General features: G+C 72.3%; 16 protein-coding genes. 14 read left to right on the top strand and 2 right to left on the bottom strand.

What is annotated here, in order from left to right; genetic code table 11:
• Together BB334_RS06100 and BB334_RS06095 are read left to right on the top strand one after the other, a co-directional pair.
• Positions 1–933 (top strand): ABC transporter substrate-binding protein, encoded by a 933-nt coding sequence (locus BB334_RS06100; RefSeq protein WP_088179158.1) that lies wholly within the window; start codon positions 1–3, stop codon positions 931–933.
• Positions 930–2,258 carry a diguanylate cyclase gene (locus BB334_RS06095; RefSeq protein ID WP_068805698.1) on the top strand — a complete coding sequence of 443 codons (1,329 nt, stop codon included), beginning with the start codon at positions 930–932 and terminating at the stop codon, positions 2,256–2,258. The genes BB334_RS06100 and BB334_RS06095 overlap by 4 nt, the downstream gene beginning before the upstream one ends.
• A gap of 42 nt (positions 2,259–2,300) precedes the next feature.
• Here BB334_RS06095 and BB334_RS06090 read toward each other — a convergent pair whose 3' ends face one another.
• Both BB334_RS06090 and BB334_RS06085 read right to left on the bottom strand, forming a co-directional pair.
• Positions 2,301–3,692, bottom strand: a complete 1,392-nt coding sequence (locus BB334_RS06090; protein WP_068805695.1) for a hypothetical protein — start codon at positions 3,690–3,692, stop codon at positions 2,301–2,303.
• 56 nt (positions 3,693–3,748) lie between these two features.
• Entirely contained in the window at positions 3,749–4,660 is a 912-nt protein-coding gene (locus BB334_RS06085; protein WP_068805692.1) for a LysR substrate-binding domain-containing protein, read from the bottom strand.
• A gap of 143 nt (positions 4,661–4,803) precedes the next feature.
• On the opposite strand from BB334_RS06085, the gene BB334_RS06080 reads away from it, so the two are divergent.
• The 12 genes from BB334_RS06080 to BB334_RS18120 all read left to right on the top strand — a co-directional run bounded on the left by BB334_RS06080 (position 4,804) and on the right by BB334_RS18120 (position 15,589).
• Positions 4,804–6,183 (top strand): L-serine ammonia-lyase, encoded by a 1,380-nt coding sequence (locus BB334_RS06080; RefSeq protein ID WP_068805689.1) that lies wholly within the window; start codon positions 4,804–4,806, stop codon positions 6,181–6,183.
• Positions 6,184–6,264: 81 nt separating this feature from the next.
• Positions 6,265–7,503, top strand: coding sequence for a serine/threonine transporter SstT (gene sstT / locus BB334_RS06075; protein WP_068805687.1), 1,239 nt, complete (start codon positions 6,265–6,267; stop codon positions 7,501–7,503).
• Entirely contained in the window at positions 7,496–7,783 is a 288-nt protein-coding gene (locus tag BB334_RS06070; protein WP_232756661.1) for a hypothetical protein, read from the top strand. Before sstT ends, BB334_RS06070 begins: the two co-directional genes overlap by 8 nt.
• 309 nt (positions 7,784–8,092) lie before the next feature.
• Positions 8,093–8,341 (top strand): hypothetical protein, encoded by a 249-nt coding sequence (locus tag BB334_RS06065; RefSeq protein WP_068805680.1) that lies wholly within the window; start codon positions 8,093–8,095, stop codon positions 8,339–8,341.
• Between the two features lie 22 nt (positions 8,342–8,363).
• A complete protein-coding gene (locus tag BB334_RS06060) occupies positions 8,364–8,951 on the top strand; it encodes a DUF4255 domain-containing protein (protein WP_068805678.1) in 588 nt (195 codons plus the stop codon).
• A complete protein-coding gene (locus tag BB334_RS06055; RefSeq protein WP_068805675.1) occupies positions 8,948–9,766 on the top strand; it encodes a hypothetical protein in 819 nt (272 codons plus the stop codon). Before BB334_RS06060 ends, BB334_RS06055 begins: the two co-directional genes overlap by 4 nt.
• A gap of 25 nt (positions 9,767–9,791) precedes the next feature.
• The gene (locus BB334_RS06050) at positions 9,792–11,549 is read left to right on the top strand and encodes a phage tail sheath subtilisin-like domain-containing protein (RefSeq protein WP_068805672.1); all 1,758 of its coding nucleotides are present in this window, start codon (positions 9,792–9,794) and stop codon (positions 11,547–11,549) included.
• 17 nt (positions 11,550–11,566) lie between these two features.
• Positions 11,567–12,010 carry a phage tail protein gene (locus BB334_RS06045; RefSeq protein WP_068805669.1) on the top strand — a complete coding sequence of 148 codons (444 nt, stop codon included), beginning with the start codon at positions 11,567–11,569 and terminating at the stop codon, positions 12,008–12,010.
• A 51-nt stretch (positions 12,011–12,061) separates the two neighbouring features.
• The gene (locus tag BB334_RS06040) at positions 12,062–13,672 is read left to right on the top strand and encodes a hypothetical protein (protein ID WP_068805668.1); all 1,611 of its coding nucleotides are present in this window, start codon (positions 12,062–12,064) and stop codon (positions 13,670–13,672) included.
• Positions 13,672–14,190, top strand: a complete 519-nt coding sequence (locus tag BB334_RS06035) for a phage tail protein (protein ID WP_083200304.1) — start codon at positions 13,672–13,674, stop codon at positions 14,188–14,190. Before BB334_RS06040 ends, BB334_RS06035 begins: the two co-directional genes overlap by 1 nt.
• Before the next feature lies 1 nt (position 14,191).
• Positions 14,192–15,388: a CIS tube protein gene (locus tag BB334_RS18775; protein WP_068805665.1), complete on the top strand. Its 1,197-nt coding sequence runs from the start codon at positions 14,192–14,194 to the stop codon at positions 15,386–15,388.
• 27 nt (positions 15,389–15,415) lie between these two features.
• Positions 15,416–15,589, top strand: coding sequence for a hypothetical protein (locus BB334_RS18120; RefSeq protein ID WP_158014364.1), 174 nt, complete (start codon positions 15,416–15,418; stop codon positions 15,587–15,589).
• Positions 15,590–15,608 lie beyond the last annotated feature (19 nt).

Raw genomic sequence — 15,608 nt, 5'->3', positions numbered from 1 at the left:
GTGCGCCTGCCTCATCGGCTCGTCCTGCACGGCTGGTTCGGGTGCGGCCTGCTGTGGCTCGGGCTGCTGCTGCCGTCGACCGTGTTCGCGCTCGAGGTGGCGGTGGTGGTGTCGCAGCCCGCCGGCCCACACCAGGCCTTCGCCGACGCTTTCGGCCGGGTGACCGCCGGTCTCGGCCACCGCATCGTCCTCGCCGGCAGCGCACGGCAGGGGGTGGACGACCGCGTGCTCGCGCGCGCCGACCTCGTGGTGGCGAGCGGCGAGGCGGCGGCGGCGGCGGTGCTCGGCCGGCATCGGCGGCCGATCCTGGCGACGATGCTGAGCCGCGAGGCCTTCGAGCGGCTGCGCCGGCGGCATCCTGAGGCGGCGCTGTCGGCCTTCACCCTCGACCAGCCCGCTGAGCGGCAGCTGCGGCTGCTGCGCGCGCTGCTGCCCGAGAGCCGGCGGGTGGGCGCGCTCGTCGGTGACGCCGGGTTCGACCGCGAAGCGCTCGCGTCGGCGGCGGACCGGGTCGGCCTCGCGCTGACGACGGCCGTGGTCGCCGGCGAGAGCGCGCTGATCCGCGGCCTCGAGAATGTGCTGCGCGACAGCGACGCCTTTCTCGCGATCCCCGACCCGTTGCTGTCGAGCCCGTCGGCCGCGCGCGCGATCCTGCTCACCAGCTACCGCTTCCGCAAGCCGGTCATCGCCTTCTCGCAGGCCTATGTGGAGGCGGGCGCGCTCGCCGCGGTGTACACCACGCCGGAGCAGGTCGCGACCGAGGTGGCGGCCTGGCTCGCCCGCGCCAGGAAGGACAAGCCGCGCCTGCCGGCACCGCGCGGGCCGGCCGCCTTCGAGATCGCGATCAATCACCAGGTGGCGCGCGCCCTCGGCGTGCGGGTGGACGACGAGGCCTCGCTTCGCCGGCTGACCGAAGGCGCGGCCTCACGATGAAAACTTCGCGTCTGAGCCTGCGCACCCGCCTCCTGCTCACCGTGCTGCTGCCGGTATCGCTGCTGCTCGCCGTGGTGGCGGGGGGGGCGGTGGTGCGCGGCGACCGCATGACCGCGAGCGCGATCGCCGAGCGCGGGCTGGCGATCGTCAGCTTTCTCGCCCCGGCCGCCGAGTACGGCGTGATCTCGGGCAACGCCGGGATCCTCGGCGACGTGCTCGCGGCGCTGCGGGCGCAGAAGGACGTCGTCGCGGCGACGCTCTACGACCGCGAAGGCAACGTGCTCGCCCAGGGCGGCAGCCCCCGCTTGCTCGACGCCGCGGCGGTGCTCGCTGCCCGCGCCCCGGTTCATCTGCACCGGGGCGCCGGACGCACCGGCTTCGCCGCCCCGGTGCTGAGCCTGCCGCTGGTGGTGGACGCGTTCGCCGCGTCCGCCGCAGCGCCCGAGCCGCAGCCGGTGGGCTGGGTGTATGTCGAGATCGACACCAGCGCCCGCGAGGCCGAGCGGCGCACGGTGCTCTTCGCCACGATCGCGGCCGCGCTCGGCGTGCTGGTGCTGACCGCGGGGCTCGCGGTGCGCCTGGCCGACTCGGTCGCCGAGCCGGTGGCGCGCCTGGTGGAGGCGGTGCGGCGGATGGCGGCGGGCGAGCTCGGCGTGCAGGTGCCCGACCGCGCCGGCAGCGAGGAGTTGCGCGAGCTGCAGCGCGGCTTCAACACCATGGCGCGTGCGATCACCGATGCGCACCAGACCATGCAGGCGCGCATCGACGAGGCCACCGCGCAGCTTGCCCATCAGGCGATGCACGATGCGCTCACCGGCCTGCCGAACCGACGCGCCTTCGAACGCGCGCTGGAGGATGCGGTGGCGCACTCGCGCCGCGCCGGCGGCCGCAGCGCGCTGTGCTTCATCGACCTCGACCATTTCAAGGAGGTCAACGACAGCGCCGGCCATGCGGCGGGCGATGCCTTGCTGCGCGCGGTGGCCGAGCTCATCGGCAGCCGGCTGCGCACGGACGACCTGGTGTGCCGGATCGGCGGCGACGAGTTCGCGCTCATCCTGCGCGGCTGTTCGCGCGAGGACGCACGGCGGATCGCGGAGAGTGTGTGCGAGGCGGTGGCCGGCCTGCGCTTCGCGTGGGAGGGGCGCGAGTTCCGCATCGGCGCGAGCATCGGCTTCGCCACCATCGACACCGGGGTGGCGAGCGTCGCGGACGTGCTGCACAAGGCCGATCACGCCTGCTACGTGGTCAAGCGCGCCGGCCGCGGGCGGGTGTCGGAGTTCGAGGCGGACGCTGACGGCGGGGCCGCGGCGCTGCCGCCGGGGTAGGCCGCGTTCGCGTTCGGGGAGGGATGCTCCCCGGCGCACCGCTCACTCCTCGCCGTCGGCCGGCATGTTCGCCCAGATCGTCTTCATCCTCGCCTCGAACAGCGCGGGGTCGGCGAGCAGCGAGGGCGTCGCCAGCCGCCGGGCGCCGCGTGGTGCGGCCATGGCCGGGAGGGCCTTGCGCACCACGTCGTCGATCACCGCGAAAACGAAGCTGCGCACCTCACGCGTGAAGATGTCGTTGTGGCCGTCCATGACGGTTTCGTCGGTCTTGAGGAAGTACAGCGGGTAGTGCGCGGGCAGGCCGCGGATCGCCGGCTGGCCGCGCAACGTGGTCCAGCCCTTCGGTTCGCAGCCGGCCGGGTTCACTGCGCACGGAGTGAGCTCGAAGCGGATGTCCTCGCCTTCGGCGCGGGCGGCGAGGCGGTGGGTGAGGAAGGGCGCGAAGTTGCCCGCGGTGGTGGCGTCGAGGTGGCGCTCGCGCAGCGGGATGCTGACCTCCGGGGCCTGGCGGTCGTAGAAGTAGCTGCGCGTGAGATCGTGCTGGCGCCAGGTGAGCAGGCCGATCGTCTGTCCGAGCGGAAAGGCGCGGTGGGTCGCGCCGTCGGCGTCGGTGCTGAGCGAGATGAAGATCGGCAGCTGGTCCGCCACGTGGCTGCGGGCGCGCGCGGCCTCGACCAGCGGCAGCACCTGGTTCGCCTCGATCGCCGGGTTGAGCACGAGCACGCCGTCGCCGAAGATGCGCGCGCCGCCGTCGGTAGCGTTGCTGATGCGCTCGGTGAGCACGTCGGCCAGCGCGCGGACGACGATCGCGCCGCCGAAGCTGTGGCCGACGACGACGAAGACGTTGCGCGGGTCGTCGGCGGTGGCACCCTCGAGCTCGAGCAGCAGGCGGGTGACGCCGCCGCTGCCGAGCTCTTCGGCGACCGCCTTGCGGTCCCAGAAGGTCAGCTGCTCGAGCACCGGAACGTCGATGCTCGCGCCGCGCCAGCCGACGTAGACGCCGATCAGCCGCCGCTTGCCCATCGCCTCCGCGTAACGCGCGTCGAGCAGCCGCGCCATGGTGTCGAGCACCGCCTTGAAGCTGCGCACGTTGCCATCCTCCTCGCTGGCGTTGTGCTTCCAGCCATGGACGAAGGCGACGACTACCGCGCCTCCGCCGTCCGCCTTGCGCCGGATCCGCTGCACCACGTCATCGACGCGGGCGTCGTCGAAGGCGTTGCCGCGCTCGCTGAACTCGACGAAGGCGACGTCGTGGGAGGCGAACTCCTGATAGTAGCTGCGCAGGCATTCGGCGCTGGCGGGGGAGGCGAGGCAGACGCCTGCGCCCGGGGGCTCGGGGTGATAGGGGTCGTTGTGCGCGCAGCCGACCAGCGTGGCGGCGAGCAGCGCGATGCCGGAGCGGCCGCGCAGGAAATCACGTCGTGTGCCGCTCATGCCCGCCTCCTGCGATGCCATCCGGTGATTCACGCTAGCTCAGGCGGGGAGGCCTTTCAAGGCGGGGCCTCGCCGACGATCCAGTCGTGGACGGTGGCCACGCGCGGGTCGGCGAGCGCACCGGCCGAATACACGAGGCAGTAGCGCTTGCCGGTGGACACCGGCTGCGTGAAGGGCGCGACCAGCCGGCCGCTGTCGAGCTCGTCGGTGATCAGGGTGCGGCGCGCGATCGCCACCCCCATGCCGGCGATCGCGCACTGCATGGTGATGTGGTTGCGGTTGAACATGTAGCCGCGTCGCACCTCGACCTGCGGCGCACCTATCGCGCGCAGGTAGCGTTCCCATTCGGCGTAGGGCGGGCTGCCGCGCCAGGCGGTCATGTCGTGCAGCAGCGGGTAATGGCGCAGGTCGTCGGGCGTGCGCAGCGGCGGGCGGCCCTCGAGGAGTTGTGGCGCGCAGACGGGGAAGATCTCCTCTTCGAGCAGCACCGTGCTCTGGAAGCCGGGGTAGGTGCCGTCGTTGAGGTCGATCGCGAGGTCGAACTCGCCGTCGCGCAGCGAGTAGGTGCTGTCCTCGGCCACCACCTGCAGCTCGATCTGCGGAAAGCGCGCCATCAGGCGCGGCAGCCGCGGCGCCAGCCAGGTGGCGAGGAAGGAGGGCAGGGTGCGCACCCGCACCACGCCACTCAACGCGCCGCCGCGCAGGCGGTCGATCGCGAGCTCCACCGCCGCGTACGCCGGGTCGACCGCGGCGAGCATGCGCTTGCCCGCGTCGGTGAGCTCGAGCCGGCGCGGCAGGCGGCGGAACAGGCGCTGGCCGAGCCAGTCCTCGAGCAGCTTGATCTGCTGGCTCACCGCGCCGGTGGTGATGTGCAGCTCCTCCCCCGCGCGGGTGAAGGACAGATGGCGCGCGGCGGCGAGGAAGACGCGCAGCCGGGTATGGACCTGGGTGGAGCCGCCTGTGCTCATGGTTTAGCCACGCTAAAGCCGCGATGAAAAACAATCGATTGAGTGCCTGCCGGTACCGCAAGAGAATCCGCTTGATGCAGCCATAAGCATTTTCATGCTTAGCGGAATTAAAGCAAGACCGTTTCTCCACCGGAGCGCCCACCATGTCAATCAGCGTCCTCGACCTCTTCAAGATCGGCGTCGGCCCATCCAGCTCGCACACCGTCGGGCCGATGCGCGCGGCGTACGATTTCGTCGTCGAGCTGGCGCGGCACACCCCGCTCGACGCGGTACGGCGGATCGAGGTCAGGCTCTACGGTTCGCTGTCGGCGACCGGTATCGGCCACGGTACCGATCGCGCGGTCGTCGCCGGCCTGATGGGCGCGCGCCCGGACGAAGTCGATCCGGATTTCCTGGTCGACGCGGTGGACGCGGTGCGCATCGATGCTCGCCTGCCCCTGCCCGGCGGGATGGTCGTGCCCTTCGACTGGGCGCGCGACATGCGCCTGCTGCCGGTGAGCCTGCCTTACCACCCCAATGCGATGCGCCTCGCCGCGCATGGCGAAGCGGGTGTGCTGTACCAGAACACCTACTACTCGGTCGGCGGCGGTTTCGTGGTCGACGAGGCGCAGGCACAGTCGGGCGCGCCGGTCGTGGCGGCGGTCGACGTCCCCTATCCCTTCGAGGACGGCGCCGAACTGCTCGCGCAGTGTCGTCGACACGGTCTGCGCATCAGCGAGCTGATGATCGCCAACGAAAGCGCCTGGCGCAGCGAAGCCGAGACGCGCGCCGCCCTGCAGCGCATCTGGGCCGTGATGCGCGCCTGCGTGAAGCGCGGCGTCGGCCACGAGGGCGTGCTGCCCGGCGGGCTGAAGGTGCGCCGTCGCGCGCCCGCGCTGCATCGCAAGCTCAGCCAGCAGACCGCCGGACGCAACATGATCAGCGACTCGATGGCGGCGCTCGACTGGGTCAATCTCTATGCACTGGCGGTCAATGAAGAGAACGCCGGCGGCGGCCGGGTCGTCACCGCGCCGACCAATGGCGCGGCCGGCATCATCCCGGCGGTGCTGCACTACTACATGAAGTTCATGCCCGGCAGCAGCAGCGGCGACGTGGAGGATTTTCTCCTCGCCGCCGCCGCGGTCGGCGTGCTGTGCAAGAAGAACGCCTCCATCTCCGGCGCCGAGGTCGGCTGCCAGGGCGAGGTCGGCTCGGCGTGCGCGATGGCCGCCGCCGGCCTCACCGAGGTCCTCGGCGGCACGCCCGAGCAGGTCGAGAACGCCGCCGAGATCGGCCTCGAGCACAACCTCGGCCTCACCTGCGATCCGGTCGGCGGCCTCGTGCAGGTCCCCTGCATCGAGCGCAACGCGATGGCCTCGATCAAGGCGATCAACGCCGCCCAGCTCGCCCTGCGCGGCGACGGCGCGCACACGGTGTCGCTCGACCAGGTGATCCGCACCATGCGCGACACCGGCCGCGACATGCTCGACAAGTACAAGGAAACCTCCCGCGGCGGCCTCGCCGTCAGCTTCCCCGAGTGCTGAGGGCGGCGCCTGCGCGCGTCCCGCATCCGCCGATCCGGGCGACCGACCAGCCACACAAGACACCCCACGAGGAGACACTCGATGACCACCGCAACTCCGACGGCCCTGCAGCGCGTGATGCGCCTGAGCCTCATCTCCCAGATCGCCATCGGTCTGGCCCTGGGCGTCGCCTTCGCCCTGATCGCGCCCGGCGCCACCCGATCGGTCGCCCTGCTCGGCGATCTCTTCATCGCGGCGCTGAAGGCGGTCGCGCCCATCCTGGTGTTCGTGCTGGTGGCGGCCGCGATCGCCAATCACAAGCACGGCCAGCCCACCCACATCCGCCCGGTGCTGATCCTTTACCTGCTCGGCACGCTCGCGGCGGCGCTGCTGGCGGTCCTGGTGAGCTTCGCCTTTCCGACCACGCTGGTGCTCGATGCCCCGGCGGCCACCGGCAACCCACCGGGCGGCATCCTGCTGGTGCTCAAGAACCTGCTGCTGAGCGCGGTCTCGAACCCGGTGAAGGCGCTCACGGACGCCAACTTCATCGGCATCCTGGCATGGGCGATCGGCCTGGGCGTCGCGCTGCGCCACGCCAGCGACGGCATGCGCAGGGGGCTCAACGAGCTCGCCGACGCGATCTCGAAGATCGTGCATGTAGTGATCCGTTTCGCGCCGCTCGGCATCTTCGGCCTGGTCGCCGCAACGCTGGGCGAGACCGGCTTCGACGCGCTGCTCGGCTACGGCCGCCTGCTGCTGGTGATCGTCGGCTGCATGCTGGTCGTCGCGCTCGTGATCAACCCGCTGTTCGTGTTCTGGAAGCTGCGCACCAACCCCTATCCGTTGGTGTTCGCCGCCCTGCGCGGCAGCGCGGTCACCGCCTTCTTCACCCGCAGCTCGGCCGCCAACATCCCGATCAACCTCGAGATGTGCCGCCGCATGGGCCTGCACGAGGACACCTACGCGATTTCGATCCCGCTCGGCGCCACGATCAACATGGCCGGCGCGGCGATCACGATCTCGGTGATGACCCTGGCCGCTGCCCACACCCTGGGCATCCCGGTCGACATCCCCACCGCGCTGCTGCTGTGCGTCGTGTCCTCGCTGGCCGCCTGCGGCGTCTCGGGGGTGGCCGGCGGCTCGCTGCTGCTGATCCCGATGGCCACCGCGCTGTTCGGCATCGACGCCGACGTGGCGATGCAGGTGGTGGCGATCGGCTTCGTCATCAGCGTGGTGCAGGATTCTGCCGAGACGGCGCTCAACTCCTCCACCGATCTGGTGTTCACCGCCGCCGCGAGTGCGGCCGCGACCGGCGAGCCGCTGAAACTGGAGCGTGCCTGACTGCCATGCCAGGCATGCAACATTTCGCCAGCGACAACTACGCCGGCGTCTGGCCGCCGGGCTGATGCAGGTGCCGGGGGCGAAGCTGATGTTCCCGGTCGAGGCCAACGGGGTCTTCTGCGAGCTGCCGCCGGCCTTGCTCGACGGCCTGCGCGCGCGCGGATGGCGCTTCTATACGTTCATCGGCGCCGGCGGCGCACGTTTCATGTGCGGCTGGGACACGCTGCCCGACAGCGTGGATGCGCTGCTCGCGGACGTGCGCGCATTGTCGGGCGCGTAATCTCGACTCGATCAGCCCCCGGCGGGGTCGCCGCGCGCTCCGCTGCGGCATGAGTCTCCCCGACCCGGGTCATGGATGACCCGCTGCGGTCCGGACCGACCCAGGCACCGGTCGCGACCCGGGACGGCGCTTGTGCCCGAAGTGGGCAGTGGGCGCCCAGCGCGCCGTGGGTCTGAAACGACCCGGCGCGATTGCCTCCAGATCCGCGGCCCGCCTCCGAAACCCGCGCCAGCGCTGGGTCGCGCGCCTCCCGCGACGCCTGGCCCGCCTCTTGCGTATCCATTGCCGACACAACCCGGAGTCGGCCCGATGTCCGATGCCAAGCTCTCGAGGGTGGTCGAGGCGATCGAGGCTTACTTCGCCCGCCACCCGGACGCCGCCGACAGCGCCGAAGGCATCGCGAGCTGGTGGCTGGCCGGCGCCGGGATCGAGGCGAGGGCGGACGAGGTGCGCAACGCGCTCGCGATCCTCGCCGAGCGCGGCACGGTGGTGGCGCGGCGCATGCCGGACGGGCGACTGATCTACGTCCGTGGGCCGCGCCGACGGGACATGCATTGAGGGAGCTCGACGGCAGGCGACGATGGCGAACGTGTTCGGGGTGCATTCGGTCGGCAGTTCGATAGCGACCTTCCTGCGCAACACCTATCCGCAGGCGCTGGCGGGGCGCGCGATGCCGGCCTGCGAGTTCGCGCTCGCCAGCGCGGGGCAGCTCGCCGGCGAGCCGGAGGAGGGCAACCGCGTGACCCTGTTTCTCTACCGCATCGCGATCAACGAGCACGGACGCCAGCGCGGCCGTCCGGGCGTGCCCACCGAAGGCGCGGGCGGGCTCGGGCTCGACCTCCACTATCTGATGACGGCCTGGGGCATGACCCCGCAGGACGAGCAGGTGGCACTGACCTGGGCGCTGCGCCAGCTCCACCAGTACCCGGTGCTCGACGCCTCATCGCTTTCGCCCGAGGCCGGCTGGGCGGCCGACGAGGTGATCCAGATCGTGCCTTCCGAACTCTCCACCGAGGACATGATGCGGATCTGGGATGCGCTCACGCCGTCCTACCGGCTGTCGGTGTCCTGGGTGGCGCGCCTGGTGCGGATCGACCCGGACGACGCCGGCGGCAGCGCGCGACCGGTGGTGGCCGGACGCTTCGCCTTCGGCGAGGAGGCGAGATGAAGGCCGCGGCGCTGCACGAACTCGAGCGGGTGGAATGGCGCGTGCTGGGCGCGCTGCGACCGGTCGACGGCGTCACCGGGATGCCGCTCGGGCGTGACTGCCCGGCGCTGCAGCTCGCCGGGGAGGGCGCTCGCTTCGTGCGCAACCGAAGCGGGCTCTACGTGATCCGTGAATGGGCGCAACTCGCTGCCCACGCCGGGAGCTTCGAGCAGCCGCCGGCCGCGCCGGCGCCGGGCAGCCGCAGCCTCGAGATCGCGTTCGATGATCCCTCCGGCCGCTGGCTGCCGCGGCTGGTGCGCGTCGCCCTGCCGCGCGACCCCGACCCGGGCGCCGCTGCCGGCGATTCGCTGTTCTCGCCGATCGATCTGCCGCTCTATCCCTCGCCAGCCGCCGAGCTCGGCACCAACTGGTGCGCGCTGCGCCTGAGCGTGGCCGATGCCGCCGACGGCGCTGCACTCGGCGGCGTGCTGTTACGGGTGCTCGCCGGCGGCGCGGTGCTCGCCCGCGGCCTCAGCGACTGGCGGGGCGAGGCGCTGGTGCCGGTGGCAGGCGTGCCGGTCACCACCTGGTCGGAAGACGAGGACGCGGTGGTGGTCAGCACGGTCGCCGCCACCGTCGAGGCGATCTTCGACCCGGCGCGCGGCCGCCGCACCGCGCGCGCCGCAGTGGCCGCCGGCCGTGCGCCGGCGCGCCTGCCGCGGGTCGATCCCGACGATCTCGAACGCCGCCGCGCGAGCCTGCCGGGCGCCACGGCCGACGTGAACCTCGCCGCACGCGGCGCCCTCCACCTCAACCTGGGCCTCGACCTGTCCTGAGCTCGTCGCCCGAAGGAGACCCACCATGCCCGAGTACCTCGCACCCGGCGTCTATGTCGAGGAAACCAGCTTCCGCGCCAAGTCGATCGAAGGCGTGGGCACGAGTACCACTGCCTTCGTCGGTCCGACCCGCAAGGGACCCTACCGGACCGGCGAGGACGCGCAGGAGGTGCCCGAGCTGCTCACCAGCTTCGGCGACTTCGAGCGCATCTATGGCGGCATCGGCGATCTCGCGCTGAGCGCGAACGCGCCGCGCACTAACTATCTCGCCCACGCGGTGCGCGCCTTCTTCAATGAGGGCGGCTCGCGGCTCTACGTGTCGCGCGCGGTCGGGGCGGATGCGACGGCGGCCAGCGGCGCGGTGACCGCCGAGGGCACGGCGGCGGACGAGGCGGTGGGCTTTCGCGCGCGCTTTCCCGGCACGATCGGCAACGGCCAGGTGGTGGTGCGCGAGGTGGTGGCGCCGGCGGCGCTGCCGGCGATGCACAACGCCCCCGCCGGCAGCCTGCTGGTCACCGGCAGCGGCGAAACGAGCGCGTATCACCTCAAGGTCGGCGAGGGCTGGCATCCGGCGGCGAACCCGACCGATGATGCCGAGTCGGCGACCACCCTGGCCGGGCTCAGCCCGCGCATCGTGACGCTGCTGGTGGTGGCGGTCGATGCCGACGGCGACAGCCTGAGCTTCGAGGGCATGGGCTTCGACCGCAGCCATCCGGCCTGGGTCGGCCATGTGATGTCGGCCGCGCCGGCGCGGCGCGCCGACCACCTGCAGAACCTGTTCGCGATCGCGATCGGCGCCAACGTCAGCGCGCTCGAACTGCGCAACGCGCTGTTCGCCGGCGCGGCGCCCAACGCCGCCGGCCAGCTCGAGCGCGGCTTCGCGCTCGCCGGCGGCAGCGACGGCGCCGCACCCACCGCGAGCGCCTATGCGCTGGCGCTCGGCGAGCTCGCCAGCCTGGAGGACGTCTCCATCGTCGCCGCGCCGGGCGCCTCCGCCTATGCCGAGGCGCAGGCGGTGAATAACCTGCTGATCTCGCACGCCGAGGCGCGCCGCGCCTACCGCATCGCGGTGCTCGACCTGCCGCCGGCGCAGATCCCCGGCCAGGCGCGCACCCTGCGCGGGCTGATCGACTCGCGCTACGCCGCGGTGTACTACCCCTGGGTGGTGGTGCCCAACCCGCTCGCGCGCCCCGGGCGCGAGGACATCCCGCGCGAGCTCGCGCTGCCGCCCTCGGGCTTCGTCTGCGGCATCTACGCGCGCAACGACGTCGAGCGCGGGGTGTGGAAGGCGCCCGCCAACGAGGTGGTGCGCGGCGCGCTGCGCTTCGAGCTCGACATCAACTTCGCCCAGCAGGAGATGCTCAACCCGATCGGGGTGAACTGCCTGCGCTACCTGTCGGGACGCGGCTTCCGGGTGTGGGGGGCGAGGCTGGCCTCGTCCGATCCGGAGTGGAAGTACGTCAACGTGCGGCGCTACTTCAACTACCTCGAGTCCTCGATCGACCGCGGCACGCAGTGGGCGGTGTTCGAGCCCAACGGCGAGCGCCTGTGGGCGAACGTGCGGCAGACGATCTCGGACTTCCTCTACAACGAGTGGCGCAACGGCGCGCTGCTCGGCACCAAGACCGAGGAAGCCTATTTCGTGCGCTGCGACCGCAGCACCATGACCCAGAACGACCTCGACAACGGTCGGCTGGTGTGCCTGATCGGCGTGGCGGTGATCAAGCCGGCCGAATTCGTCATCTTCCGCATCGGCCAGAAGACCGCCGATGCGAGTGCCTGAGCGAGGGGGACTGAACCATGGCTGAACGCACCACGCCCTACGGCGCCTTCAACTTCGTCGTCAACTTCGACGGCGGCGAGGAGTTCGGCGGCTTCTCCGACGTCTCGGGCATCGGCACCGAGCTCACCGTGGCCGAGTACCGCGCGGGCAACGACAAGGAAAACCACGTGCGCAAGGTCGCCGGCATCCACAAGGTCGCCGACGTCACCTGCAAGCGCGGCATCGTGAACTTCGACAGCCTGTGGGCCTGGATCCAGCAGTCGCGCACCGACGGCCCCGCCGCGCAGAAGACGGTGGCGATCACGATGATGGACGAGGCGCGCAAGCCGGTCCGCACCTGGGTGCTGCGCGGCTGCATCCCGATGAAGTACACCGGCCCGACGCTCGCCGCGAAGGGCGGCACCGACGTCGCGATGGAAGAGATCGTGCTGTCGGCCGAAGGCTTCGAGATCCAGGCCTGAGCCCCGCACGCCGGGATAACACGCACCGCACGAGTTCGCCACGAGTTTGCCATGAACGGCCTGCGCTTCGAGACTGCCGCACCGCTGCTGCGCCCGGATCCGAACCGGGTCGATGTCGCCTGCTTCATCGGCCACGTCGCCCGCCGGCCCGGTGCCCTGCCGCCGACCGTGATCGAAGGGCTGGCGGCGCAGGGCTGGGTCGTGCGCGACCCGGGGCTCGCGCGCGGCTGGAGGCCCGGGCCGTGGCGAGCCGATGCGGCCGAGATCGAGGCCTTGCTGCACCTGCCGGTGGCGGTGGAGAGCTGGGCCGCCTTCGACGCCCTGTTCGCCTGGGAGGCGCGGCCGCTGGAGGTGGCGGGTACGCGCCGCTGCACCACCTATCTCGGTGCCGCGGTGCGCAGCTTCTTCGCCCACGGCGGACGGCGCGCGCTGATCGTGCGCACCGGCGATCCCTGGCCGGTGCTCGAGCCGGCGGGCGGACGCGCGGCGGCGCGCGACGGCCGGCTCGCCGAGCTGCTCGGCCCCGCTTCGAGCCCGGTCGAGCCGGCGAGCTGGCGCGGGCTGGGCCAGCTCTTCGGCCTGCCCGAGGTGGCGCTGGTGGCGCTGCCCGACCTCGCCGACGCCTGCGCCGCCGATGTCGCGACGGTGGCGGTGGCGCTCGAGCCGCCGGACTCACCGGAGGTCTTCGTGGAATGCAGCGAGGGGCGCGAGATGCCGGTGCGCGAGGACGTCGGCCTGCGCAGTCTGGCGCCGCCCCGCTGCGACGAGGCGGGCTTCCTCGCCTGGCGTGACGCGATTGCCACCGTACGCGGGCGCATTGCGCGCCACCACCGTGAGATGGAACTCGTCGCCGCCTTGCCGCTGCCGCGCGCCGACCTGCGCAGCACCGCGGTGGCGGGCACGGTATGGGCGCAGGCCGACTTCGCCGCCTGGCTCGCGCGCGCCGGCATCCTCGCCGCGGGCATCGACGACGAGAAAGACGAGCGCGGCCGCGGCCGGCCCGAGTCGGCCTTCGTGCAGTTCGCCTGGCCCTGGCTGAGGACGCGACATGGCGCCGACCTGCCGTCGCTGCTCGAGCCGCCCGACGGCCTGCTCGCGGGCCTGCTCGCGCGCAACGCGCTGGCGCGCGGCACCTTCCGCTCGGTGGCGGGCACGCCGCTGGCGGCGGTGCACGGCAGCGAGCCGGTACTGAGCTGGAGCGGCGTCGCCGAGACGCCGTCCGAGCGCCTCGCCGCGCGGGTGTGCGTGGTGGCGCCGGCGGTCGACGGCTGGGCGCTGCGCTCGGACGTCAGCGCCACCGCGCTCGAGCCCTGGCGCGCGGGCGGCGTCTCGCGGCTGCTCGGCGCGGTGCTGCGCGCCGCCCGCCGGGCCGGCGAGGCGGCGCTCTTCGAGGCCAACGGTCCGGCGCTGTGGACCGAGGTGCGGCGCAGCCTGGAGCAGACCCTGCTCGCCTTCTGGCGCGAAGGGGCGCTCGGCGGCGCGAGCGCGGAGCAGGCCTTCGTGGTGCGCTGCGACCGCAGCACGATGAGCCAGAACGATCTCGACGGCGGTCGGGTGCGCGCCGAGATCGCGCTGCTGCCGGTCGCCGCGGTGGAGCGGATCACCGTGGTGCTGGAGCTCAGCGGCGGCGGTGCGGCGCTGCCCGTTCGGGAGGTGGCGTGATGGCCGAACCGATCAGCCCCCAACAGCGCGAGCGGCTGGACTACGCACCGTTGCCCGTGTTCCGCTTCCACGTCAGTTTTCGCAGGCAGGCGCTCGGGCATGCGGCCGCGAGCGGCGCGGAGCTGCCGATCTGCCAGGGCGCGTTCTCCGAGTGCACCGGGCTGGAGGCGACGATGGAGCCGAAGGTGATCAAGGTCGGCGGCGCGAACTATGGCGCCGTGCAGCGCGCCGGCCCGGTGAGCTTCGCCACCGTGGTGCTCAAGCGCGGCATGACCCGGACGCGCGACCTGTGGAACTGGTTCAGCATGGTCGGCGGCGGCGCCTACGCCTACCGGCTGATGGTCGAGATCGAGTTGCGCAACGCGCGCGACGAGGCGGTGGTGCGCTGGGCCTTGCGCCGCGCGCTGCCGGTGAAGTTCAAGGCGGCCGATCTCAACGCCAGAGGCAACGAGATCGGCATCGAGGAACTGCACCTGGCGCACGAGGGCCTCGTGCTGCTACCGGTGAGCGGAGGCTGAAATGCCCGAACTGCCCGAAGACCGCGCCGACACCCCCGCCAGCTTCCAGACCCTGACCGGCCCGCCGCTGAAGGTCGATGTGCATTTCAACCCGGCCAGCCTGCAGTACCAGGTCAGCAACACGCTGCGGGAGGAGGGGCGGGGCGCCAGGAAGAAGCAGTACGTCAGCCAGACCTCGGCCAAGCTGACGATGGAGCTGGTGTTCGACACCACCGACACCGGCACCGACGTGCGCAGCGTCACCAGCCAGATGGCGCAGATGCTGCAGCCGATCGCCGAGGGCAGCAGCAAGTTCGTGCCGCCCACGGTGAAGTTCTCCTGGGGGGCCTATTCCTTCACCGGCCTGGTCGAGCAGTACAAGGAGACGATCGACTTCTTCGCCCCCGGCGGGCTGCCGCTGCGCGCCTCGATCAACCTCACTTTGGCCAACCAGGACAAGGTCTTCGAGACCGGCGCCAGCGGCAGCCGGGCGAGCGTCGACGGCGACCTCGCGCCCGAGCCGGTGGTGGTGCCGGACGACGGCGGGCCGGTGGGCGGTGCCCAGGGCCTGGCCAACGCGCTCGGCGCGCCGCGCGCGGCGCGCGCGATCGCGGCGGCGAACGGCGCCGCCAGCCTGCGCTTCGGTGGCGGTGGCGGGCTCGCGGTGGGCGCTTCGGCGAACGCGGGTTTCTCGGCCGGCGCCTCGATGGGGGCTGGCTTCGCGGCAGGCATCGGCGCGTCGGCCGGCGCCGGGCTGGGTGCGGGCGCGAGTGTGAGTGCGAGTGTGAGTGCGAGTGGCGGCGTGAGCCTGCTGCCCGCGGCGGCCTTTGCGGCCGGCGGCGGCGCGGGACTCGGCGTGAGCGCGGGCCTCGGGGTGGGAGGCGGAGCCGGATTCGGCGTGGGCGCAGGCGGCGGGGCGGAGTTGTCGCTCGGCGGCGGCGCCGGTGCCGGGCTGTCGACCGGGGGCGGGGTGTCGCTCGGGAGCGCGGGCGCGGGCGGCTTCGCCGTCGGGGCGAGCGCCAGTGCGGGGTTTTCCGGGCTGCGCAGCGAGACGACGATGTCGAACCACGCGCTGTCGACCGGCCCGCTGCTGCACGCGGGGGTGTCGAGCTCCACCCGCGGCGCGGTCGCGGCCGGCGGGCGCCTGGTCGGGGAGGGCGGCAGCGGCCTAAAGGTGGATGTCGGGGCCGAGGCCGATTTCGTCATCGGCATCCGCTGAGCGGACTGCCGGCGAGGGAGGAAGGACATGCCGATCACGATCGAAGAGATGCAGGCCGAGATCGCGCCGGAGCGCGACGCGCCGGCCGAGCCGGCGTCGCGTGGCGGTGCCGACGGCGCGCGCGAGAGCGAACTGATGGAGCGCATCGCACGCGAGCAGCGCGTGCGCGAGGAGCGCGCGCAAAGGGTGGTGGCCGATTGACGGCCGCAGCGGAATCGAT

The organism is Thauera phenolivorans, from assembly GCF_001696715.1.
In the GTDB taxonomy this organism is placed as follows: domain Bacteria; phylum Pseudomonadota; class Gammaproteobacteria; order Burkholderiales; family Rhodocyclaceae; genus Thauera; species Thauera phenolivorans.
The sequence above is the reverse complement of the archived record's forward strand: the minus strand, read 5'-3'. Positions and strand labels throughout refer to the sequence as shown.

Excerpts from the sequence above, each read along its gene's own strand:
- BB334_RS06055 (WP_068805675.1), top strand. The coding sequence starts at position 8,948 with ATGAAGGCCGCGGCGCTGCACGAACTCGAGCGGGTGGAATGGCGCGTG.
- BB334_RS06080 (WP_068805689.1), top strand. The coding sequence starts at position 4,804 with ATGTCAATCAGCGTCCTCGACCTCTTCAAGATCGGCGTCGGCCCATCC.
- BB334_RS06045 (WP_068805669.1), top strand. The coding sequence starts at position 11,567 with ATGGCTGAACGCACCACGCCCTACGGCGCCTTCAACTTCGTCGTCAAC.
- sstT (WP_068805687.1), top strand. The coding sequence starts at position 6,265 with ATGACCACCGCAACTCCGACGGCCCTGCAGCGCGTGATGCGCCTGAGC.
- BB334_RS06085 (WP_068805692.1), bottom strand. The coding sequence starts at position 4,660 with ATGAGCACAGGCGGCTCCACCCAGGTCCATACCCGGCTGCGCGTCTTC.
- BB334_RS06050 (WP_068805672.1), top strand. The coding sequence starts at position 9,792 with ATGCCCGAGTACCTCGCACCCGGCGTCTATGTCGAGGAAACCAGCTTC.
- BB334_RS18775 (WP_068805665.1), top strand. The coding sequence starts at position 14,192 with ATGCCCGAACTGCCCGAAGACCGCGCCGACACCCCCGCCAGCTTCCAG.
- BB334_RS06060 (WP_068805678.1), top strand. The coding sequence starts at position 8,364 with ATGGCGAACGTGTTCGGGGTGCATTCGGTCGGCAGTTCGATAGCGACC.
- BB334_RS18120 (WP_158014364.1), top strand. The coding sequence starts at position 15,416 with ATGCCGATCACGATCGAAGAGATGCAGGCCGAGATCGCGCCGGAGCGC.
- BB334_RS06090 (WP_068805695.1), bottom strand. The coding sequence starts at position 3,692 with ATGAGCGGCACACGACGTGATTTCCTGCGCGGCCGCTCCGGCATCGCG.
- BB334_RS06035 (WP_083200304.1), top strand. The coding sequence starts at position 13,672 with ATGGCCGAACCGATCAGCCCCCAACAGCGCGAGCGGCTGGACTACGCA.
- BB334_RS06095 (WP_068805698.1), top strand. The coding sequence starts at position 930 with ATGAAAACTTCGCGTCTGAGCCTGCGCACCCGCCTCCTGCTCACCGTG.
- BB334_RS06040 (WP_068805668.1), top strand. The coding sequence starts at position 12,062 with ATGAACGGCCTGCGCTTCGAGACTGCCGCACCGCTGCTGCGCCCGGAT.
- BB334_RS06065 (WP_068805680.1), top strand. The coding sequence starts at position 8,093 with ATGTCCGATGCCAAGCTCTCGAGGGTGGTCGAGGCGATCGAGGCTTAC.